At 66.1% G+C, this 21,873-nt stretch carries 19 protein-coding genes; 7 read left to right on the top strand and 12 right to left on the bottom strand.

The window, feature by feature from the left end; genetic code table 11:
• Positions 1–20: 20 nt before the first annotated feature.
• The gene (cyaY, locus tag GWK50_RS03420) at positions 21–353 is read right to left on the bottom strand and encodes an iron donor protein CyaY (RefSeq protein ID WP_162015296.1); all 333 of its coding nucleotides are present in this window, start codon (positions 351–353) and stop codon (positions 21–23) included.
• A 12-nt stretch (positions 354–365) separates the two neighbouring features.
• Between cyaY and GWK50_RS03415 the strand changes: the two genes are divergently transcribed.
• The 3 genes from GWK50_RS03415 to GWK50_RS03405 all read left to right on the top strand — a co-directional run bounded on the left by GWK50_RS03415 (position 366) and on the right by GWK50_RS03405 (position 2,724).
• Positions 366–542 carry a lipoprotein gene (locus GWK50_RS03415; protein WP_162015295.1) on the top strand — a complete coding sequence of 59 codons (177 nt, stop codon included), beginning with the start codon at positions 366–368 and terminating at the stop codon, positions 540–542.
• Positions 539–1,819, top strand: coding sequence for a diaminopimelate decarboxylase (gene lysA / locus GWK50_RS03410; RefSeq protein WP_162015294.1), 1,281 nt, complete (start codon positions 539–541; stop codon positions 1,817–1,819). The genes GWK50_RS03415 and lysA overlap by 4 nt, the downstream gene beginning before the upstream one ends.
• Before the next feature lie 77 nt (positions 1,820–1,896).
• Entirely contained in the window at positions 1,897–2,724 is an 828-nt protein-coding gene (locus tag GWK50_RS03405; RefSeq protein ID WP_162015293.1) for an MBL fold metallo-hydrolase, read from the top strand.
• 58 nt (positions 2,725–2,782) lie between these two features.
• Here GWK50_RS03405 and GWK50_RS03400 read toward each other — a convergent pair whose 3' ends face one another.
• From GWK50_RS03400 to GWK50_RS03380, 5 genes are all read right to left on the bottom strand, one after another.
• Positions 2,783–3,421 (bottom strand): protein-methionine-sulfoxide reductase heme-binding subunit MsrQ, encoded by a 639-nt coding sequence (locus GWK50_RS03400; RefSeq protein WP_162015292.1) that lies wholly within the window; start codon positions 3,419–3,421, stop codon positions 2,783–2,785.
• A 20-nt stretch (positions 3,422–3,441) separates the two neighbouring features.
• The gene (gene msrP, locus GWK50_RS03395; protein WP_162015291.1) at positions 3,442–4,440 is read right to left on the bottom strand and encodes a protein-methionine-sulfoxide reductase catalytic subunit MsrP; all 999 of its coding nucleotides are present in this window, start codon (positions 4,438–4,440) and stop codon (positions 3,442–3,444) included.
• A gap of 131 nt (positions 4,441–4,571) precedes the next feature.
• Positions 4,572–5,909, bottom strand: coding sequence for a c-type cytochrome biogenesis protein CcsB (gene ccsB, locus GWK50_RS03390; RefSeq protein ID WP_162015290.1), 1,338 nt, complete (start codon positions 5,907–5,909; stop codon positions 4,572–4,574).
• Positions 5,906–8,065 (bottom strand): cytochrome c biogenesis protein ResB, encoded by a 2,160-nt coding sequence (locus GWK50_RS03385; protein WP_162015289.1) that lies wholly within the window; start codon positions 8,063–8,065, stop codon positions 5,906–5,908. Before GWK50_RS03385 ends, ccsB begins: the two co-directional genes overlap by 4 nt.
• Before the next feature lie 124 nt (positions 8,066–8,189).
• Positions 8,190–8,819 carry a c-type cytochrome gene (locus tag GWK50_RS03380; protein WP_162015288.1) on the bottom strand — a complete coding sequence of 210 codons (630 nt, stop codon included), beginning with the start codon at positions 8,817–8,819 and terminating at the stop codon, positions 8,190–8,192.
• Positions 8,820–8,892: 73 nt separating this feature from the next.
• On the opposite strand from GWK50_RS03380, the gene yihA reads away from it, so the two are divergent.
• Both yihA and GWK50_RS03370 read left to right on the top strand, forming a co-directional pair.
• Positions 8,893–9,648 carry a ribosome biogenesis GTP-binding protein YihA/YsxC gene (gene yihA, locus GWK50_RS03375; RefSeq protein ID WP_162015287.1) on the top strand — a complete coding sequence of 252 codons (756 nt, stop codon included), beginning with the start codon at positions 8,893–8,895 and terminating at the stop codon, positions 9,646–9,648.
• Positions 9,649–9,739: 91 nt separating this feature from the next.
• The gene (locus GWK50_RS03370; RefSeq protein WP_162015286.1) at positions 9,740–10,648 is read left to right on the top strand and encodes an alpha/beta hydrolase; all 909 of its coding nucleotides are present in this window, start codon (positions 9,740–9,742) and stop codon (positions 10,646–10,648) included.
• A 783-nt stretch (positions 10,649–11,431) separates the two neighbouring features.
• On the opposite strand, the gene GWK50_RS03365 is transcribed toward GWK50_RS03370, so the two are convergent.
• Positions 11,432–12,304, bottom strand: a complete 873-nt coding sequence (locus tag GWK50_RS03365; protein ID WP_162015285.1) for a lipid A biosynthesis acyltransferase — start codon at positions 12,302–12,304, stop codon at positions 11,432–11,434.
• Positions 12,305–12,430: 126 nt separating this feature from the next.
• Positions 12,431–13,279 (bottom strand): lysophospholipid acyltransferase family protein, encoded by an 849-nt coding sequence (locus tag GWK50_RS03360; RefSeq protein WP_162015284.1) that lies wholly within the window; start codon positions 13,277–13,279, stop codon positions 12,431–12,433.
• 133 nt (positions 13,280–13,412) lie between these two features.
• Between GWK50_RS03360 and metK the strand changes: the two genes are divergently transcribed.
• On the top strand, positions 13,413–14,594 hold the full coding sequence (gene metK, locus GWK50_RS03355) for a methionine adenosyltransferase (protein ID WP_162015283.1): 1,182 nt from the start codon (positions 13,413–13,415) through the stop codon (positions 14,592–14,594).
• Positions 14,595–14,756: 162 nt separating this feature from the next.
• Positions 14,757–15,800 (top strand): bifunctional nicotinamide-nucleotide adenylyltransferase/Nudix hydroxylase, encoded by a 1,044-nt coding sequence (locus tag GWK50_RS03350; protein ID WP_162015282.1) that lies wholly within the window; start codon positions 14,757–14,759, stop codon positions 15,798–15,800.
• 7 nt (positions 15,801–15,807) lie between these two features.
• Here GWK50_RS03350 and GWK50_RS03345 read toward each other — a convergent pair whose 3' ends face one another.
• The 4 genes from GWK50_RS03345 to GWK50_RS03330 all read right to left on the bottom strand — a co-directional run bounded on the left by GWK50_RS03345 (position 15,808) and on the right by GWK50_RS03330 (position 21,862).
• Positions 15,808–18,930: an error-prone DNA polymerase gene (locus tag GWK50_RS03345; RefSeq protein WP_162015281.1), complete on the bottom strand. Its 3,123-nt coding sequence runs from the start codon at positions 18,928–18,930 to the stop codon at positions 15,808–15,810.
• A 10-nt stretch (positions 18,931–18,940) separates the two neighbouring features.
• Positions 18,941–20,251, bottom strand: coding sequence for a DNA polymerase Y family protein (locus tag GWK50_RS03340; RefSeq protein ID WP_242455279.1), 1,311 nt, complete (start codon positions 20,249–20,251; stop codon positions 18,941–18,943).
• Positions 20,190–20,987 carry a translesion DNA synthesis-associated protein ImuA gene (gene imuA / locus GWK50_RS03335; RefSeq protein WP_162015280.1) on the bottom strand — a complete coding sequence of 266 codons (798 nt, stop codon included), beginning with the start codon at positions 20,985–20,987 and terminating at the stop codon, positions 20,190–20,192. The genes GWK50_RS03340 and imuA overlap by 62 nt, the downstream gene beginning before the upstream one ends.
• A 257-nt stretch (positions 20,988–21,244) precedes the next feature.
• On the bottom strand, positions 21,245–21,862 hold the full coding sequence (locus GWK50_RS03330) for a hypothetical protein (protein ID WP_162015279.1): 618 nt from the start codon (positions 21,860–21,862) through the stop codon (positions 21,245–21,247).
• Positions 21,863–21,873 lie beyond the last annotated feature (11 nt).

Raw genomic sequence — 21,873 nt, 5'->3', positions numbered from 1 at the left:
GGGGTTGCGTCGGCCGCCCCTCAGTCGCTGGCAAACACCAGCGACTGCCCCGCCTGAGTACTGGCCTCGCGGCTCAGGCAGGTGAAGAACTCGCCAGCGCCTTTGGTGTCCAGCCACTGCGTACCGTCATAGCGAAAGTGGTAGCCTCCGGAGCGTGCGGCCATCCACACCTCGTGCAAGGGCTTTTGCAGGTTGACCACGATCTGGCTGCGGTTGGCAAACACCAACGTCACCATTCCGCCAGTACGCTGGTTGTCCACATCGGCGTCGGTGTCGTCATTGATGCGGTCGCAGCTGCGCTCCACAGCCTTGAGCAGCTGCTCGGCACGGTCCATGTATTCAAGGTCGGTCATTACAATTTCTGCATGTTGAAAGCTCCCCAAATTCTAGTGAGGGCCTTAAGCCTTGTCGTTGGCATGGCGAGCCTGGCGGCCTGCGGTCAGCGCGGCCCCTTGTATTTGCCCAAGCCCCAGCCACAGGCCAGCGCTCCCGCCCAGCCCGCTCCTTCTCCCGCCCCGACTGCCTCCCAATCCACACCATGACGACACCTACCCTGCCCGGACACCCCCATATCGCCTACCACGAAGGCGAGCTGTGTGTGGAGGGAACCCCCGTGCACGCGTTGGCACAGCAATACGGCACGCCGCTGTTTGTGTATTCGCAAGCCTCCATGCACGACGCACTGGCCGCCTACCAACGTGGTTTTGCGGGCCGCAAGGTGCAAATCTGCTACGCCATGAAGGCCAACTCTTCGCTCGCGCTGCTGCAGTTCTTTGCGCGCCAGGGCTGCGGCTTTGACATTGTTTCAGGCGGTGAACTCGACCGCGTGCTGGCCGCAGGCGGCGATCCCGGCAAGGTGATCTTTTCTGGCGTGGGCAAAACCCGCGTCGAGATGCGCCAGGCCCTGCGCGCAGGCATTCGCTGCTTCAACGTGGAGAGCGAAGCCGAGCTGGAGGTACTCAACGCCGTGGCGCTGGCCGAAGACAGTCGCGCCCCGGTCAGCATCCGCGTCAACCCCAATGTGGACCCCAAGACACACCCCTACATTTCCACAGGGCTCAAGGGCAACAAGTTCGGGGTTGCGCACGAGCGCACCGTCGCGGTCTACCGGCACGCGGCCTCTTTGCCAGGCTTGCGCGTGGTGGGCATCGACTGCCACATCGGCTCGCAGATCACCGAAGCCACGCCCTACCTCGACGCGACCGACCGGCTGCTCGACCTGGTGCAGGCCATCGAGGCGGAGGGTATCCCCATCCACCACATCGATTTCGGCGGCGGTCTGGGCATTGACTACAACGGCGATACGCCACCCGCCGCCGACGCCCTGTGGCACCAACTGCTGGCCAAGCTCGATGCGCGCGGCTTTGGCCAGCGCGAGTTCCTGATCGAGCCTGGTCGCTCCCTGGTCGGCAACGCGGGCCTCTGCGTCACCGAAATCCTGTACCTCAAGCCTGGCGAGGAAAAGAACTTCTGCATCGTTGATGCAGCGATGAACGACCTTCCCCGTCCTGCCATGTACCAGGCATTCCACGCCATCGTTCCGCTCCAGCCGCGCTCCGACTGCGCTGCGACGAAGTACGACATCGTTGGGCCGGTGTGCGAAAGCGGTGACTGGCTGGGCCGGGACCGCAGCCTGGCGGTTCAGCAAGGTGATCTGCTGGCCGTGCTCTCGGCGGGCGCCTACTGCATGGCGATGTCCAGCAACTACAACACGCGCGGCCGTGCCGCCGAAGTGCTGGTGGATGGCACCCAGGCCCAGCTGATACGTACCCGCGAGACCGCTGCGGACACCTTCCGGAACGAGCGCCTGCTGCCCTGAGAATTCGCTTGATATCAATCAAGCACTCGCAGTAGGGTTTCTGTACAGTCGGTGTTTTTCCGCACTGCACCATCGACATGCCACTGGAACTCTACCGCGACAAGCACCATGCCTGCTACATGTTCACCAACCTCATCGAGGAAGACGGGCAAGCTGTACAGGCCAACCAGTTTCTGATCGTTGACGGCGGAACCGGGGCCATCATCGACCCGGGCGGCAATCTCGCGTACAACGAGTTGTACATGGGCATGTCCAAGCACTTCTCGCCCCAGCACCTGTCGTACCTGATCGCCTCGCACGCCGACCCGGACATCATCGCGTCGCTGGACCGCTGGATGTCGAGCACCCAGGCCAAGCTGGTCATCTCCACGGTCTGGGAGCGCTTTGTCCCGCACTTCACCAAGGCGGGCAAGACCGAAAACCGCGTCATCGGCGTGCCTGACAGGGGCGGCCGCCTTCCGCTCGGACACAATGAGCTGTGGCTGTTGCCAGCCCATTTCATGCACTCGGAGGGCAACTTCCATTTCTACGATCCAGTCAGCCGCATTCTTTTTACCGGCGATCTGGGCGTGTCCATGATGTCGGGGGCGCAGGCAGCGCGACCCGTCACCGATCTGGCCAGCCACATACCGCTGATGGAAGCCTTCCACCGCCGCTACATGGTGTCGAACAAGGTGTTGCGCCTGTGGGTCCGCATGGTGCGCCAGCTCAAGATCTCCATGCTGGTGCCGCAGCACGGCGCCCCCATCCAGGGTCCACAGGCCATCGCTGATTTCCTCGACTGGATCGAAAACCTGATGTGCGGCGTGGACCTGTTCGACGACCGCTCCTACCAGTTGCCCAGCGCGGCCATCGACCCAGTGATTCGCCCGGTGCGTGCCGCACCACAGATGGCGTATTCCTAATGAAAAATGGCTCTAGCGCTTATCCAATAAGCGCAAAGCGCTATCAATAATATAGCAATCAGTGCACACTGACGGCGTGCCGTTGCGCCGCCTCAATGCGGCGGCGGCGCCACTGGTGCCATACGCGCCAGCCCAGCAGCATCGCGAGGAGGACGCCATAAACCAGCACCTCGGCAAAGTCGTTCTTGCCAGCGCGCATCCAGTAGAAGTGCAGCACCGCGAGGATCGCCACGGCGTACACCGCGCGGTGCAAGGCACGCCAGCGTTTGCCACCCAACCCGCGGATCGCCCGATCAAACGAGGTCGCGGCCAACACGGCCAGCAGCAGGAATGCCAGCACCCCCACCAGGATGAAGGGCCGCTTGGCAATGTCCCGCAGGGTCTCGCCGCCGTCGAAGCCCATGTCGAACCAGGCATAGGCCAGCAGGTGCAGCAGCGCATAGAAGAATACGAACAGCCCAAGCATGCGCCGGAACCGGGCCAGCGCGGACCAGCCCGTCCACACCCGCAGCGGCGTGACGGCCAGCACCAGGCACAGCATGCGCAGCGTCCAGTCCCCGAGCGAGCGGATCAGCGCCTGTGCAGGGTTGGCGCCCAGCAGGTCGGCCGCCGCAGCCAGCACCAGCCAGACGGTCGGCCCCGTCGCCAGGAGAAACACGACGGGCTTGGCAGCCCAGTGCAGCAAGAACCTGTTCATGCCCACAGACCGGCCGGTGCTCAGAAGAACTTGCGCAGGTCCATCCCCGAATAGAGCTGACCCACCTGCGCTTCATAGCCGTTGAACATCAAGGTCTTGCGCTTCTTGGCGAACAAGCCATCCTCGCCAATGCGCCGCTCCGTGGCCTGGCTCCAGCGCGGGTGGTCCACCAACGGGTTCACGTTGGAATAGAAGCCGTACTCCTGCGGTGCTGCCTTGTTCCAGGCGGTGGCAGGCTCCTTTTCGGTGAAGCGGATCTTCACGATGCTCTTGGCGCTCTTGAACCCGTACTTCCAGGGCACCACCAGGCGCACCGGCGCGCCATTCTGGTTCGGCAGCACCTCGCCATACATGCCAAAAGCCAGCAACGTCAGCGGGTGCATGGCCTCATCCAGGCGCAGGCCCTCAACGTAAGGCCAGTCGAGCACGCGCGAACCCAGGAAAGGCATGCGCGCCTTGTCCGCCAGGGTCAAAAACTCCACATATTTCGCGCTGCCCAGCGGCTCCACGCGCCGGACCAGCTCAGACAGCGAATAGCCGACCCAGGGGATCACCATCGACCAGCCCTCCACGCACCGCAGGCGGTAGATGCGCTCTTCCTGCGCGTTGAGGCGCAGCAAATCTTCCAGTGCGTACTTGCCCGGTTTCTTCACCAGCCCCTCCACCTCCACGGCCCAGGGGTCGGTCTTGAGCGTATGGGCATTGCGTGCAGGATCGGCCTTGTCGGTGCCGAACTCGTAGAAGTTGTTGTAGGTGCTGGCGTCCTGGTAGGACGTCGGCTTGTCCAGCGTGCTGGCGCCGGGCACGGCCGAAGGGGCTGCAGCCAGAGCAGCCAGCTTGCCAGGGCGCGTGGCGGCCTGCGCCAGCGCATCGCGCCCGGCCCAGGCCGCGAGCGCAGCCCCTGCGCCACCCAGGGCCAGGGTCTGCAAAACGCGGCGACGCTCCTCGTACACGGTACGGGGGGTGATTTCCGAAGGAATGGGGTGCGTGAACCCTCGGTCACGGTGCAAGCGAGACATGGCGAACTCCCAACAGCGGTGTGGACGGCATCGCAGCGGCACAATGCCCTGCATGGCTATTCGTACCGCCAGCGCTGCAGGTTACAGCGCAGGAGACCAGGGCGTTGCCCAGGGCTGTGCAAAACCCTACATCACAGGTTGCCGTAGCTGTGCAGCCCGCTGAGGAACATGTTGACGCCGAGGAAGGCGAAGGTGGTCACCACCAGCCCCACCAGCGCCCACCAGGCCGACACCGTGCCGCGCAGCCCTTTCATCAGGCGCATGTGCAGCCAGGCGGCGTAGTTGAGCCAGACGATCAGTGCCCAGGTTTCCTTCGGGTCCCAGCTCCAGTAGCCGCCCCAGGCCTCGGCGGCCCAGAGCGCGCCCAGCACCGTGGCAATGGTGAAGAAGGCAAAGCCCACGGCGATGGACTTGTACATCACATCGTCGAGCACCTCGAAGGACGGCAGGCGCTCGCCAATGCGGCGGCGACCCGCAAGAATGGCCCCGACGATGAGCGCGGACACACCGAAATACACCATCCAGTAGCTACTGCCCGCTTCGGTGGAACCCTGGCGGAACACCAGGGGCTCGAAGCACAGCACCACACCCAGCAGCCACAGCGGTGCCAGCTTGTACCAGCGCGTCTCGCCCGCCTGTTGCTTGATGAGGTAGGCAAAAGCCACCATCGCCGACAGCGCGAAGGTACCGTAGCCGATAAAGTTGGCCGGCACATGCAGCTTCATCCACCAACTCTTGAGCGCAGGCACCAGCGGCTGGATCTCATGCGCCTCGCGCACCACGGTGTACCAGAGCAGGAAACCCACGGCCGCGCTCACCACCAGCATCACGAAGGCGCCCAGCGAGCGCGTCTGGTACTGCTCCTCGTAGTACAGGTAGAACAGCGCCGTCATCCAGCAGAACATCACGAACACCTCGTAGAGGTTGCTCACCGGAATGTGGCCCACGTCAGGGCCCAGCAGGTAGCTCTCATACCAGCGCACCATGGTGCCAATCAGCGCCATGGCCACCGCCACCCAGGCCAGCCGCGAACCCAGCAGTGACAGGGTGCTGCCCTCGCCGCGCGAGAACATGCCGATCCAGTAGAAGATCGTGCTCATGAAGAAAACCACGCTCATCCACAGGATGGCGGACTGGCTGGAGAGGAAATACTTGAGACCGAACACCGCCTCGGCGCGCTCCAGACTGCCTGCACCGTCCTGCTGGTACAGGCCGATGGCCATCAGCGACAGCGCAGCCACCACCAGCATCAGGGTGCGCAGCGGGCGCCAGAACCAGCCCAACCAGATCGCGCCGGGGATGGAGCCCAGCAGAATGCCTTTCTCGTACACATCCATGTAGGCTGCGTAGCGCTGCAGCGCGAACAGCCCGCCCGCCACCACGATGGCGGCAAACAGCCAGTCCAGCCAATTCCGGCGTGCGAAGAATCCCTCGTTGAGGGTCACCGTGGTGGTGGTTGCGGTGTTCATGTGGAGCCTCCATGGCGGGACGTCGGTGCGACCCCGATGAGTTTCTCGGTCAGTTGGGCGAACTCGCGGTCGCCATCCATTGTCTTGCGGTTGGTGGACAGCGCCATGGTGGCGTGCGCGCCCCCATCGTGTGGCTTGACCCAGACCCAGACGCGCCGCTCGCGGATGTAGAGCATGGCGAAGATGCCGACGATCAGCAGGGCACAGCCCAGATACACGATGTTCTTGCCCGGTGCGCGCGCCACCTCAAACACGCTGGCCTGCACCTGTGTGAAGTCCTTGAGCGCCAGCACCACGGGCGCAGGGTAGATCTGCGCATCGCTCAAGGCCACCACCATCTGCGTCATGAAGGCCAGGGTCTGCTCATTGGACTCCAGCGGCTTGAGTCCGGCCTGCTGGCGCGTGAGCTGGGCCAGTTCGTACAAGGCACCGTTGAGGATACGCACCAGCACCTCGCTGGCCCGCTCGCGTTCGGCCTCGGGGACATTCTTTTCCAGGAAGCGGGCAATCGCGGGCAAGCCGCCGATGTACTGGCCATCTTCGTCCGGGCCACCGGCGTAGAGTGCCAGTGTGCGGGACGCCGACTGCGCCAGCTGCTCCACCATTTCCTTGCGCCCACCCTCCATGGCCTGGGTCGCATAGCGCAACACGGCCTGCTCGCGCGCGGCCGGGTCCTGCAGCGCAAGGCGCATGCGCATGAAACCGTCGATACCCCCTTGCTCATCCACAGGCACACGCAGGTAGCGGAAGGTTTCTGCTTGGCTCTCGCGCACCCCCAGGAGGAACACCGGCGGATTGCCGTCGCCCATGTCCACGGGCAGCATGTAGTTGTGGTACTCCCGCGCCTGCCCTGCCGCATCACGCAGCTTGTAGCCAATGCTGGGGCCGACATTGCGCAGGTCTTTGTTTTTCGCAGTCTTGTTGGCCGCGCCCATGCGCGCACCGATGGACGCCCCCAGATCCACCTTGCGCACATCCGCGCCCGATGAGGTCTTTTCCCCGCTGTCGCTGAAATTCTCGACGTTGATGGTGCGCAGGGACACCAGTTCCAGCGCCAGCGGTTCGCCGCCCGTGTCCTTCAGCGGCTGGGCTCGGCCGCCAATCACCCCCTGCACTTCGAAACCCGAGGCCTTGGGCACCATGGGCAGGGCGCTGAGCGTGACCGAGGAGCCCCCGTCGTCGAACCCCGACTGGTAGATCTCGATGCCCTTGAAACGCGCAGGGTGATTGACCTCGATGCGTTGCTCGGTCTTCTCTCCCGTGGCCTTGTCGTGGATGACCACGTCGCTGGCGAACAGCTTGGGCATGCCCGATTCGTAATGTTCGATGATGAACTTCTTGAGCTCCAGCGAGAACGGCAGCTCCTGCACCAGAATGCCGTCCGACTGGCTCAGGATGGCGGTGCTCGACTGCGTTCCCTCGGTCACCATCAGATTGCCCCGGAAGGTGGGGTTGGTGGCCGCCAGCCGGTGCGCGGCGGGCACGTCGGCAATCATGCCGCCACCCGCAAAGGTGGACTTGCCGTTGAACCACATCTGCGCGCGCACGACCAGGTCGCCATCGAACAGCCCCCCCAGGCAGATCAGCACGATGGCACTGTGGGCTGCGATGTAGCCAATCTTGTTGGCCGCACCGGCCTTGGCCGCCACCATCCAGCCCGTGCCAGGGCCCGCAGCGGTGTCGCGCTGCTGGAGCTTGACCTTCCAGCCCCCGCCCGCCAGCATCTGGCCGATGCGCCGCGCTTCGGTCGCAGCATCCTGCGCCAGCGTGGCCTCGGCCTTGTGGTGAAAGGCACGCAGGTTCTGTTCGCGGATGTTTTCCTTGTAGGTGCGCAGGTCCGCCAGAATCTTGGGCGTGTTGCGCACGATGCACAGCGAGGTGCTGATGACCAGGAACGCCAGGATCACCAGGAACCACCAGGCGCTGTACACCGCGTTGAGCTGCAGCGTGGCAAACAGCTTGGCCCAGAACGGACCAAACTGGTTCACATAGTTGATGGTGGGCTCATGCTGCTTGAGGACTGTGCCGATCACCGAGGCGATGCAGATCACCGTGAGCAAGGCAATGGCAAAACGCATCGAGGACAACAGTTCGATGCTGGTGCGCAGCGTCTGCGAGCCGGTACGGATGCGCACGCCTTGGGTGGTTTCAGACATGGAAGGGAGTATGCAGCGCCGAATGAAAAAGGGCGGGACCATCCTTGGATGGCCCCGCCCGCTTTAGTGCTTGTAGTCCAGCAATTGGTTCCCTCCGGCCCTGCGGGGCCGGGCGGGATGGGGATCAGCGCAGGCCGGCGATGTAGTCCGCCACCGCCTTGATCTCGCGGTCGTTGAGCTTGGCTGCCACGCCGGTCATCTGGAGGTTGTTCTTGCGCACGCCGTCACGGAACGCCTTGAGCTGCGTTTCGGTGTAGGCCGCATGCTGGCCTGCCAGGCGCGGGTACTGCGCAGGAATGCCGGCACCGTTCGGGCTGTGGCAGGCAGCGCAAGCGGCGATGTTGCGATCGGCAATGCCGCCGCGATAGATGCGCTCTCCCAGTGCAACCAAGGCCTTGTCGGTGGCTTCGCCGGGCTTGGCAGGCTTGGTGGCCAGCCAGGCGGCAATGTTCTTCATGTCCTGCTCTTCGAGCATGGAAGCAAAGCCCTGCATGACGGCGCTCTCGCGCTTGCCGCTCTTGAATTCCTGCAGCTGCTTGACCAGGTATTCAGGGTGCTGTTGGGCCAGCTTGGGGTTTTCGGCCAACGGGGCATTGCCGTCTTCGGCGTGGCAGGCCACGCAGACCGTGCCAAAGCTGGCGGCACCCTTTTCCAGGTCGGGCTTGGCCTGGGCGGGCGCGGGACCAGCAGCAAAGGCGGCGGTGGCGGGCGCTGCCAGCGCGGCAGCCATGAGCAGGGGGGCTAGCAACTTCATATCGGGGGTCTTGTTAATGGTGGCGCAAAACCCCGCGATTCTACAATGCGACTCCGCCCCCACCAATTGATCCATGACACGCACCGTTTCCACGCCCCCCACCGACGCCCCCGCCACCAGCGGCGACGCCCGCTCCGCCCTGGGCTGGATGCACACGGCGCGCTTCCTCACCACGGCGGCACAACTGCACCAACTGCCCGCCGTCGATGTGCCCGAGATCGCCTTTGTGGGCCGCTCCAACGCGGGCAAGTCCACCTGCATCAACACGCTGACGCAGCAAAAGCAGCTCGCCTTCGCGTCCAAGAAGCCCGGCCGCACGCAGCACATCAACCTGTTCTCGCTCGGCCGCCAGAACCAGACGGACGCCGTGCTGGCCGACCTGCCCGGCTACGGCTACGCCGCCGTCTCGCGCTCGGACAAGGTGCGCTGGCAACAGGTGATGGTGAACTACCTCGTCAGCCGCCCCAGCCTCACCGGCATCGTGCTGCTGTGCGACCCACGCCTGGGCCTGACCGAGCTGGACGAGGCGCTGCTCGAAGTGGTGCGCCCGCGTGTCGAGGAAGGGCTGAAGTTCCTGGTGCTGTTGACCAAGGCCGACAAGCTCACGCGCGCCGAGCAGGCCAAGGCGCTGTCGATTGCGCGACTGCAAGCAGGCGGCGGCGAGGTGAAGATGTTCTCCGCGCTCAAGAAACAGGGCGTGGAAGAAACCGCACAGCTCCTGTGGCAGTGGGCCCACCCGGCACCGGCCGCCGACACCCAAGCCAGCACCGACCCCGAGGCCGACCCCGCAACCGAGGCTGGCCACGCAACCGAGGCTGGCTCCGACTGAGTCAGCGCATCGGCAGGCGCAGCGGTTTGCAATGAAACTGGCCGCTGGCGCTTACAAATAAAGCGCTAGCAGCTATTATTTTTATAGCATCATGAGCGCTCGTATCGATATCACCCTGCCCCACGGCACCCGCCTGCACTGCCACACGGCTGGTGAGCGCGGCCGGCCCGTGCTGCTGTTCCTGCACGGCTTTCCCGAAGGTGCCTTCATCTGGGACGGCCTGCTCGATCATTTCGCCCAACCCGCGCACGGCGGCTACCGCTGCGTGGCGCCCTACCTGCGGGGCTTTGGCGCATCCAGCAGCCCGACGGACGTGGCGGCCTACCGCCCCAAGTTTCTGGTGCAGGACCTGGCCGCCCTGATTGCCGCCGAATGCGGCGAAGGCACGCCCCTGGAATGCCTGGTGGCGCACGACTGGGGCGGCGCCGTGGCCTGGAACCTGGCCAACCAGCACCCGCAGCTGCTGCGCCGCCTGGCCATCGTCAACTCCCCCCATCCCGGCGCCTTTGTGCGCGAGCTGCAACACAACGCCGCACAACAGGCTGCCAGCCAGTACATGCACTTCCTGTGCCGCCCGGATGCCGAGGCACTGCTGGCCGAGAACGATTTCCGCCGCCTGTTCGCCTTTTTCAACGCCCCGGACGGCACGCCGCCTCCCTGGCTGACCGAGGCAGTGCGCCAGCAGTACCGCGCCCTGTGGCAGCAGGGCTTGACGGGCGCCTGCAACTACTACCGCGCCAGCCCGCTGCGCCCGCCGCGCGAGGGCGACCCTGGCGCTGCCGCGGTGAGCCTGCCCGAGTCCATGCTGCAGGTGGCGGTCCCTACGCTGGTGCTGTGGGGCATGGACGATCCTGCGCTGTTGCCTGGCCTGTTGGACGGCCTGCCGGGCTGGGTGCCAAAGCTGCAATTGCAGCAGGTGGCAGGAGCGTCGCACTGGCTGGTGCACGAGCAGCCTGAGCGCTTGGTTCGGGCGCTGGGTGATTTCTTGCTGGCCAGTTGATGTTCTGGCTTTTGATTGGTAGGCACTGGGGCTGAGACGGCTGGTTTTTTGAAGTTGGCTGGCCGGGTCTCGCCCCGGCGGGCGACTCACTTTCTTTCGCTTCGCCGAAAGAAAGTAAGCAAAGAAAGGGCGACCCTGCTGCCCGTGACCCCCACGCTGCGCGCGGGGGCAGCCTGCGATGCTCGTTCGCGGGGCGTGCTGCGGAACTCACTGCGCTGCTACGCAGCTTCGTTCGGACAACCGCAGCAAGTCAGGCCTCGAAGGCGTGTGTCCTGCGGCACACGCCCGCCCCACGCCCTGCGCTTCTCGGCACGGGCAGAAGGGCTTGGCAGGTTCCGTGCCATCGCTGCGCTTGGCCTGGCATGCGCAGCGCGCAGCGCCTGCGTTCTTCGGGGCCGAGCGCAGCGATGGCCCGTGTTCTTTTCAACCCCTTATGGCTGCGCCTGCGGCGGGGCGTTTGCGGGGTGGGCATGCGCGTCGAAGCGCGCATGCTTTGTCATCTGACTCGCCGCATTTGTTCGAACGGAGCGCCGCAGGCGCGCAGTGAGTTATGCGGCGCACCCCGCAAGCGCACCAACGCAGGTTTGCCCCCGTAGCGTAGCGCGGGGGTCGCAGACTGTGGGTCGCCTTTCTTTTGGGTACTTTTCTTTGGCGAAGCAAAGAAAAGTACCTCGCCCGCCGGGGCGAGACCCGGCCAGCCGCCCTCAGCAAAGCCAAAACCACAGCAGAAACTATCAAAACAATAGCTACCCGCGCTTACCCAATAAGCGCTAGAAGCCAATATCACTGATAAACCGAAGGCTCCCCCTCCGGCCGCGACTTGAACCGCTTGTGCACCCAGTAGTACTGCCCCGGCATGGTGAGAATGGCGGACTCCAGCTCTCGGTTCATGCGCGCGGTATCGGCTTCAACGTCCTCGGTGGGGAAATCCGCCCAGGCAGGGGTGAGCTCGGCGACGTAGCCCGTGGGCGTCATGCGCGTGTACATGCCCAGCACCTTGGCCCGCCCCAACCGGGCAAAGCGCGAGAGCGAGGTCACGGTGGCCGTGGGCACACCAAAAAATGGCACAAAAACAGACTCGCCCCGGCCAAAATCCATGTCCGACAGCAGGTACAGCAGCCCCCCCTTGCGCAGATTCGAGATGATGGGCTTGACCCCCTGGCTGCGGTTGAGCATGCGCACATCGCCAAAACGCTGGCGCCCCGCCATGAACCAGGCGTCCACATCCGGGTCCGGATGGGTGGAAAAAATCGAGGTGAACGCGCGCGAAGTGCGCAGTGGCAACGCCAGACCGCCAGCGTCCATGCCATAGAAATGCGGTGCAAAGATGATGGTGGGCGTGTCGCCATCCAGTTCGTGCAGCGCGCCCGTCAGTTGCACCCGCTGCTCGACCACGCTGCGCGGAGCCGCCCACAGCCAGCTGCGGTCCAGCCAGGTCTGGCAGAACACCACAAAGGTCTCACGCGCCCACACCTTGCGCTGCGCCAGCGTGGCCTGCGGAAAGCACAGCTCCAGGTTGCGCAGCGCCACACGTCTGCGCGGGGCGGCCAGCACAAACAGCACCCGACCAAGGGCCCAACCCAGGCCGCGCAACATGGGCAGCGGCAGGCGTGCCAGCACCTGCTGCATGAACCAGACACCCAGGCGCGCGCTCATGGCGAAACCTCCGTGCTGCGCACTGCGGTGCGAGCTCGCTTGGGAACGGCCCGGCGCGCGCTCATTGGAAAACCTCCGTGCTGCGCACTGCGGTGCGAGCTTGCTTGGGAACGGCCCGGCGCGCGCTCATGCCTCCCCCCCGGTTCGCAGCAGGGGGCGCGGCTGCTTGTAGCGCGCATAGCCCCACAGGTACTGCTGCGGGCACTGGCGAATGGTCTGTTCCATGGCCTGGTTGATTTGTTGCACGGCCAGCTCCAGCACGTCGGACAGGGGCGTGGCCAGTTCCTCCAGGTAGAGGTGGTAGCCCCGGCCCCAGGGCTCACGCTCGCAGCGCGCCAGCACCACGGCAGCGCCGGTCTGCTGCGCCAGGCGTGCGGCCAGCGTCATGGTGTAGGCGGCACGCCCGAAGAACGGCACCCACAGGCCCTGCCCATCGGGCGGCACCTGGTCGGGCAACAGCCCCACGGCCTCCCCCCGGCGCAAGGCCTTGATCATCTGGCGCACGCCCATCAGCTCGGTGGGTACCGCCTGCACGCCGGGGCGGTTGCGCGCGGTGCGCATCACCTCGGCAAGCCAGCGCTGACGGGCCGGGCGGTACAGGATGGTGATGGGGCCATGCGCGGCGCTCCAGCGCTGGGCTGCGGCCTGCACCGACAACTCGAAGCACCCCAGGTGCGGCGTGAGGAACACGATGCCCTTGCCCGCCGCCCAGGCGCGCTCCACGCATTCGGCGTTCTCAAAACGGCATGCCGGCAGCGCACCCAACCAAAGCCGGGGCAACTCAGCCGCCATGCGCCCGGCATGGCCCACGGCCGCGCGCACCTGCGCAAAGCGGTAACCCGCCAATTGCGCATTGGCCAGAAAGCGCCGCCGGTAGGTCGGCGATGCACAGAACGCCACCCAGCCCAGTGCAGCGCCCAGGCCGTGGAGCAGCCACAGAGGCCACAGGGACAAAAATCGGAAGAGGAAAGACATTAAAATGGAATGACAGTCGCTGAGTTAACCGAGCAACTTGCAGGGCGACGATAAACAAATCTGCTAAAGCGTTCGCCAAGGCTCCAGCGGCCAGGGCAACGCCCAAGACAACGCAACACTGGAGTTTATTCAAATGGCGAACGACTTCCTCTTTACTTCGGAATCCGTTTCTGAAGGTCACCCCGACAAGGTGGCCGATCAGATCTCGGACGCCATTCTCGACGCGATTTTCACCCAGGACCCCCGCTCCCGCGTTGCTGCTGAAACGCTGTGCAACACCGGCCTCGTGGTGCTGGCCGGTGAAATCACCACCAACGCCCATGTGGACTACATCCAGGTGGCGCGCGACACCATCAAGCGCATCGGCTACGACAACACCGAATACGGCATCGACTACAAGGGCTGCGCCGTGCTCGTGGCTTACGACAAGCAGAGCAACGACATCGCCCAGGGCGTGGACCACGCCTCGGATGACCACCTCAACACCGGCGCCGGCGACCAGGGCCTGATGTTCGGCTATGCCTGCGACGAAACGCCCGAGCTGATGCCCGCGCCCATCTACTACGCGCACCGCCTCGTCGAGCGCCAGGCCCAGCTGCGCAAGGACGGCCGCATGCCCTTCCTGCGCCCCGACGCCAAGAGCCAGGTGACCATGCGCTACGTGGACGGCAAGCCCCACAGCATCGACACCGTGGTGCTCTCCAGCCAGCACAGCCCCGAGATGAGCGATGGCCACCACATGAAGCCCGCCTTCATCGAGGCCGTGATCGAAGACATTATCAAGCCCGTGCTGCCCAAGGACTGGATCACGGCCGACACCAAGTACCTCATCAACCCCACGGGGCGCTTTGTCATTGGCGGCCCCCAGGGCGACTGCGGCCTCACTGGCCGCAAGATCATCGTGGACACCTACGGCGGCGCCTGCCCGCACGGCGGCGGCGCGTTCTCGGGCAAGGACCCGACCAAGGTGGACCGCAGCGCCGCCTACGCCGCGCGCTATGTGGCCAAGAACATCGTGGCCGCCGGCCTGGCGCGCCAGTGCCAGATCCAGGTGGCCTACGCCATCGGCGTGGCCCGGCCCATGAACGTGACGGTCTATACCGAAGGCACGGGCGTGATCCCCGACCACGAAATCGCCAAGCTGGTGCAGGAGCACTTCGACCTGCGCCCCAAGGGCATCATCCAGATGCTGGACCTGCTACGCCCCATCTACAGCAAGACCGCCGCCTACGGCCACTTCGGCCGCGAGGAGCCCGAGTTCACCTGGGAGCGCACCGACAAGGCAGCCGCGCTGCGTGCAGCGGCCGGGCTGTAAAGCCCGGCAACCCGCGTCAGCGGGTTCGGCAGCCTTTGCGGCGCAGGCTCATTTCGCGCAGCGAAGCGAAGGCCCGCAGGGCCGGGCCGGAGCCACAAAGCCCAAGCGCCGCGCGCAGCAGCCGGGCCGTGAAGACAGCCGCACCCGGTAAAGTAGCTGAACATGCACGACACCGCCATCCTCATCGGGCGCTTCCAGCCCGTGCACGCCGGGCACCTGGCACTGCTGCAGCATGGCCTGGCGCAGGCCCGGGAAGTCATCATCGTCCTGGGCTCGGCCTTTGCGGCACGCTCGACGAAAAACCCGTTCACCTGGCAGGAGCGCGCCGCCATGCTGCGCGACGCCTTGCCGGCAGCCGACCGCGAGCGTCTGCGCTTTCTGCCGGTGCGTGACCGCTACGACGAGCCCGCCTGGGTGCAGGATGTGCGCCGGGGTGTGGCCCGGATGCTGCCCACGCCATCGGAACAGCGGGTGGCGCTGGTGGGCCATTTCAAAGATGCCAGCAGCAACTACCTGCGCCGCTTTCCGGGGTGGACACTGCTGGATCTGCCGCGCCAGGGCAGCATGGACGCCACCGCCATCCGCGATGCTTACTGGGCTGCCACCCCTGGCACGGTGAGCGCGGCGCTGGCCCCTCTGGCCCAGGACATGCCGCCCAGCACCCTGCGCTTCCTGCACGACTTTGCGACACTGCCCGCCTACGCCGCCCTGCAAGAGGAATGGCGCGTATTGCGCGACTACCGTGCCTCCTGGGCGCAAGCGCCCTACCCTCCGGTGTTTGTCACGGTCGATGCCGTGCTGCGCTGCCAGAACCATGTGCTGCTGGTGCGCCGCGGCCAGGCGCCCGGCAAGGGCCTGTGGGCTGCGCCCGGCGGCTTTCTGGAACCCCGCGACACACTGTGGCAATCCTGCCTGCGGGAACTGTCGGAAGAAACCGCCTGCCCCCTGGACGAGGCCACGCTGCGCGCCGCCCTGCGCGCGGTCAAGGTGTTTGACCACCCGGACCGCAGCCAGCGCGGCCGCACCATCACCCACGGGCACTATTTCGACCTGGGCAACATCCCGCTCCCGCCGGTGGTGGGCGGCGACGACGCTCAGCAGGCGCTCTGGGTGCCGCTGGATCAACTGGCAGCCATGGAAGACCAGTTGTTTGAAGACCACTTCCACCTGCTGGACAGTTTTCTGGGGCTGACCACTCCCGCCTGACACGGCCCTACCGGAAATCCCTGCTCTGCGTGGCCAAACGCCCCAGCAGCGGCGACACATCCCACAGCCGATGCGCGATGAGGTTGCACACCGCCCCCTCACGCTGCCAGCGCCCCTGCACCAACAGCAGGCGAGCGCCCAGCAACGCCTGGCGCTGGGCCTCCTTCACGTGCCGCCAGACGATGATCTGCGTGCTGCCGTGCTCGTCTTCGAGCGAAACGAAGACCGTGCCCTTGGCCGTGGGGGGCTGCTGGCGCAGCGTCACCATGCCGACAGTGCGCACCCAGCGCCCATCGCGCACATGCTGCAGTTGTGCCGAGGTTCGGGCCCGGTAACGCTCCAACTGCGGTCGCAGCAAGGCCAGGGGGTGGCTGCGCAGCGTCAGGCCAACCGAGGCGAAATCCCAGAGCACCTCCTCGCCCTCAGGCGCGGCGGGCAGCGCCAGAAATTCCTCGTCCACCGGGGCGTCCTGCAGCAACGCGGGCGGTGCGTGGAGCGCGGCTGCCTCCCACACCTGCTGGCGGCGGTGACCCGCAAGCGGGGCCAGGGCACCCGCTGCGGCCAGCAGCCGCATCTCGTGCTGCTCCAACCGTGCACGGCGCGCCAGCGCCTCGGTGCTATCGAAGGGCGCCACGGCACGCTCGGCCACGATGCGCGCAGCGCTGGCCGCGGGCAGGCCCTGCACGAGGTGCAGGCCCAGGCGCACGGCGGGTGTGTTGTGCAGATCCTCCAGCGTGGATTCCACAGCGCTGTGCACCACATCCACCGGCCGCACTTCCACGCCGTGGCGGCGCGCGTCCTGCACGAGCTGGCTGGGCGTGTAAAAGCCCATGGGCTGGCTGTTGAGCAGCGCCACGAGGAAGGCCGCCGGCTCGTGCCGCTTGATCCAGGCCGAGGCATAGACCAGCAGCGCGAAGCTGGCCGCGTGGCTCTCCGGGAAACCATATTCCGAAAACCCCTTGATCTGCTCGAAGATGGCTTCGGCGAACTCCTGCGCATAGCCGCGCTCGGTCATGCCGCCCACGAGCCGGTGGTAATACTTCTCCAGCCCGCCCTTGCGCTTCCAGGCCGCCATGGCGCGGCGCAGGCCGTCGGCCTCGCCGGGCGTGAAGCCCGCCGCGAGCATGGCGATCTGCATCACCTGCTCCTGGAACACCGGCACGCCCAGCGTGCGGCCCAGCGCGCTGCGCAGCGCCTCGCTGGGGTAGGTGACCGGCTCCTTGCCCTGGCGCCGGTTCAGGTAGGGGTGCACCATGCCGCCCTGGATGGGACCGGGCCGCACAATGGCGACCTCGATCACCAGGTCGTAGAAGCACCGCGGGCGCAGGCGCGGCAGCATGCCCATCTGCGCCCGGCTCTCGATCTGGAACACGCCGATGGTGTCGGCCCGGCAGACCATGTCGTAGGTGGCGCTGTCTTCAGCGGGAATGTCCTGCATGCGGAACACCTGGCCGCGCCGCAGGCCGATCAGGTCCAGCGCGCGCCGGATCGCCGACAGCATGCCCAGGGCCAGCACATCGACCTTGAGCAGGCCGGCGGCGTCGAGGTCGTCCTTGTCCCACTCTATCACCGTGCGCTCGGGCATGGAGGCGTTTTCCACCGGCACCATGCGGCACAGCGGCCCCTGGGTGAGCACAAAGCCGCCCGTGTGCTGCGACAGGTGGCGCGGAAACCCCAGCAACTGCTGCGTGAGCGTGATGAGCTGGCGCACGGCCAGATCGTCCGCCGGGATGCCCAGCTCCGCGAAACGCTCAGGCCGCACACCCGCGCCGTCAAACCACTTCTGGCCCTTGGCGATGGCATCTACCGTGGCCAGATCAAAGCCCAGGGCCTTGCCCACATCGCGGATTGCGGACTTGGGCCGATAGCTGATGACGGCGGCTGCCAGCGCCGCACGGTCGCGCCCGTACTTCTGGTACAGGTACTGGATCACCTCCTCACGGCGCTCGTGCTCAAAGTCGATGTCGATGTCCGGGGGTTCGTTGCGCTCGCGGGAGATGAAGCGCTCGAACAGCACCGACATGCGCGCCGGGTCCACCTCGGTCACGCCCAGGCAGTAGCAGACCACGCTGTTGGCGGCCGAGCCGCGCCCCTGGCACAGAATGTTCTGGGAACGTGCAAAGGCCACGATGTCGTACACCGTGAGGAAGTAATGCTCGTAGCGCAGCTCGCAGATCAGGGCCAGCTCGTACTCGATCAGCGCCTGCACCGGGGACGGAATGCCCGCAGGCCAACGCCCCTCCGCGCCCTGGTAGGTCATTTGGCGCAGGTAGCTGGCGGCCGTGTGGCCGCGCGGCACCACCTCGTCCGGGTACTGGTACTTCAGCGCGTCCAGGCTGAAATGACAGCGCTGCGCCACCTGCAGCGTCTCGGCCAGCAGCTCGGCGGGAAAGGTGTGCGCCAGGCGCAGCCGGGTGCGCAGGTGCTGCTCGGCGCTGCGCTCCAGCGCATGGCCACATTCCGTGAGCGGCTTGCCGATGCGCGTGGCCGTCAGCACGTCCTGCAGCGGCTTGCGCGAGCGCACATGCATGTGCACATCGCCCACGGCCACCAGGGGCAGCGCCGTCAGTTCCGACAGGGTGCGCAGGCGGTGCAGCCAGAGCTCATCATCCAGGCGGCGCAGCTGCTCCACCCCGACCCAGCACCGGCCTGTGAACTGCCCCAGCGCCCAGCGCCCCAGGGCCAGCAGCTGCGTGTCGGTGGAATGGCGTTCAGGGCACAGCAGCACCAGACAGTCGGCCAGTGCCACACCCGTGAGATCGGCCTGCGCAAGATGGTAGGCACCTTTCTCCGACGCGCGCCGCAACCGGGTGATGAAGGCGCACAGGTTGCCGTAGCCCTGCAGGTTCTGCGCCAGCACGACCAACACGCAAGGCGCACCGTCCGCAGCGCGGGGCTGCACCCGAAACTGCGCTCCCAGCAGCAGATGCAGGCCCACGGCCTTTGCCGCCACATGGGCGCGCACGGCCCCGGCCAGACTGCACTCGTCGGTCAGGGCCAGTGCCCGGTAGCCCAGCGCGTGGGCGCGCTCCACCAGCTCGTGTGGATGGCTCGCGCCACGCAGGAAGGTGAAGTTCGAGATGCAGCGCAGTTCCGCATAGTCCGGCAGTGATCGGGAGGGGGTGTTCATTGCCGAAGCCTCAGCCAAAGTACCCATGCAGGAACCACGCCGCCTGGTCCCCCGCCAGTCGCTGCTGAAACACCCACAGCAAGCCGGCATGGGGGCTGCGGGCAAGCCAGTAGTCACGCTGCACGTTGAGCGCCTGGGCATCGCTCCCCTGGCCGCTGCGGTGCCACCAACCACCCTCCACACGGTCAGGCCCCAACAGCAGTTGCAGCGGCCCCTGGTAATGCGGCCGGTGCTGGCGTTCCTCCAGACGCAGCGGCACCTCCAGCAACCAGGGGGGCAGCGGCATGCCGGAACCTGCGGTGGCCTGGCGCGGGCGGTGTGCCAGATCGCTGTGCCAATGCTGCATCCACTCAGGCCGGTGGTCCGCGCAGAGCACGGGCAAACACACGGCCTGCGGGCCCAGGCGGGCCTGGATGCGTTCAAGCGCCGCGTGGATGCCCTCCCCCTGACGCTGGGGATCGGGCAACAGCGTGTGGTTGGTTCCAGCCCAGGGCTCCACCGTGTCGGCAGACAGTTCCAGTTCACCCACCGGCGCGGCCAGCACGACCTGGGCCAGATGCTCGGCCAGCAGACGCATGCAATGCTCCACGCTTTGCGTGGGCTGGGAGGTATGCACTGTGAGCGCTCCCCCATCGCCTGCCGACCGGGCGCGCATGGCATCGTGGTGCCAGTGCAGGGTGAAGGCCCGCACGCCGCAGTGGCGCGCAGCCAGCCAACCCGCCATCTGCACCAGCAGGCGCCTGGCGCCAAACAGCAGGGCAGGCGCATGCTCCACCCGCGCCATCAGTTCCAGCCGGGCCTGAAAGGTCGGTGGCAGGGTGATCCAGTCGTACGCCTCGGGCCGCAGGCCGTAGGCTTGGTCCAACGCAGCCAGCAAGGGAGCACCAAACCGGCGCACCAGCCCGCCACGCGGCAGGCGGCGCACCTGCCCCAGCGTGCGGCAGCCCACGCGTGCCAGTGTGGCCTGGTGCTGGCCCACAGCGGTCATGGCCTGCAATGGCAGGGCGTCGAGCCGCGACGCTAGCGCCTCCTCTGGCACCCGCCCACCGCCATGGCGCACCAGGGCCAGCGCCGCCAGGCCCGTGGGCGCCCAGGCCACGCGAGCACCCAGTTCGGCAGCGCCATGCTGCATGCACTGGCACAGCCGCTCCAACCCGCCAAACAGGCGAGCCGACGCAGACACTTCGGCCAGCACCGCGCCCTCCTGCAGGGCCACCCGGGGGGTGAACTGCAAGGCCCAGATGCCCAGCGCCATGGGGTCAATGGGCCAGGAGCCTGTGGGTTGTGGCAGGGGCAGCAATGCGACCCAGTGCGCGGACATCGGACAACTCCTTGGCCAGCGGCGCCTGTACCGTGGCAGCGGCAGACCCCAGGCGCGGCGGCAACATGTGCTGCAGATTGCCGGGAATGGCCTCCAAACGCAGCACGCCCTCGAACGCACTGCCCCGGCGCTTGGGAATGTGCACCTGCAGCACCCAATCCGGCCCCAAAGTCACCCCCACGCGCAACGGTGCAGGCGAGGCCTGCTGCAACGCACCTTCAGGACGGCACAGGAACACCGGCGCATCGCAGGACTGTGCGTGGATCTGCAAACGGCGGATCTGCTCGGGCCGCGCCTGCGGGAGCCAGGCGAGTACGGCACCCACGGGCCCTGCCTGGAGGATTTGTTCGGTGGCCCAGAGCCGCTCCAAAGGCGCAACGGCCCGCACCCACACCAGCTGCGCAGGCGGTACGCCCAGTTGCGCCAGCCCCCCGGCGTGCGGCGGCTGGGGTGGCGCCACCAGGTAAATGCGGCCACCCTCTTGCAGCAAGGCAGGCAGCGCGGGCCCCAACAGGCGCCATTCGCACCGCAGTGCCTGCGGCAGCAGCAGCTCCGTCACGGCTTGCGTGGGCCACCCGCCACCGGGCAACTGCGCATCCAATGCGCCAAACCCGGTGGGAACAGTGCGCGCCACCGCTCCCATCATGTCCACCCCGCGCCAGACAGCCGCAGCTACGGGGCCGGGAAGGGCTCCGGGGTCAAAGGCATGGACAGCTCCAAGGGTGGTAAAGGACATGGACAGGCATCAGCAAAAAACAACTGTATGAATATACAGTTTTTATACTGAACCACCAAACCCTCAATCCACCAGCGACACGGCCGCCAAGCCACGGCAATGGCAAGGCGGCCAGGCAAAGGGGGCGCTGAGATAAAAATGTGCTTTCGTCGGCTCGAGAGGCCGACGAACCAGGGCCCCGGCCTTGGCGTCGTCCCGCGCCTAGATTGGCGCGGTTTTCACCGTGTTCGCACTGGCAAAACTAGTGTGAACAGGCCCTAGCGCTTGCAGCGCGCGATGAAGTTTTCTTCGAACCGGCGCAGATCGGCCTTTTCGCCTTCGCTCAGGTCGGTACGCGCCTGCTTGGCGTGCAGAATGCGGCGCGACTCTGCGCATTGCTGCAAAAAGCGTTCTTCACGCTCACGCGAGGCCTGGTCAGCCAGGCGGGCCGCTTTTTCTTCCTCGCGCTGCTCTTTCTTGCGTGTATAGCTGTCTGTCGAGAGCTTGGAATAGGCTGCTTCTTCCTCCTCACGACACTCTCGCCTGTATTCCTTGCGCAGATCTTCGATGGCGTCGTACTTCAGCCCTCGGCTGCTGGCCGTGCGCATCGCTTGGTGAAGAGACCGGCAGCGACCGCTCATGTACTGGTGGTGCTCAGGCTCATCGCCGGAGGAGCGGGAAGACGGCCGGTAGCTGCTGGAAGACGACGAAGAGTAGCCGGAGGAGCGCGCAGGCCCACCCACTACCGCCGTGGTGCGCATGTCCGACGGACAGGGGCGCGAGAGCACATAGTTGTTGCCATTGGAATCCCGGCAGTGGTAGCTCATCTGGGCACTGGCTGCGCCTGCCCACAAACTGCCACCCACCAAAGCCATGCAGACCCAAACCGATTTCATGGTGTGCCCTC

The sequence above is a fragment of the Acidovorax sp. 210-6 genome (genome assembly GCF_010020825.1).
Lineage (GTDB): Bacteria > Pseudomonadota > Gammaproteobacteria > Burkholderiales > Burkholderiaceae_C > Simplicispira > Simplicispira sedimenti.
Note: the sequence above shows the minus strand (reverse complement) of the source record. Positions and strands in the feature narration are given on the sequence as shown.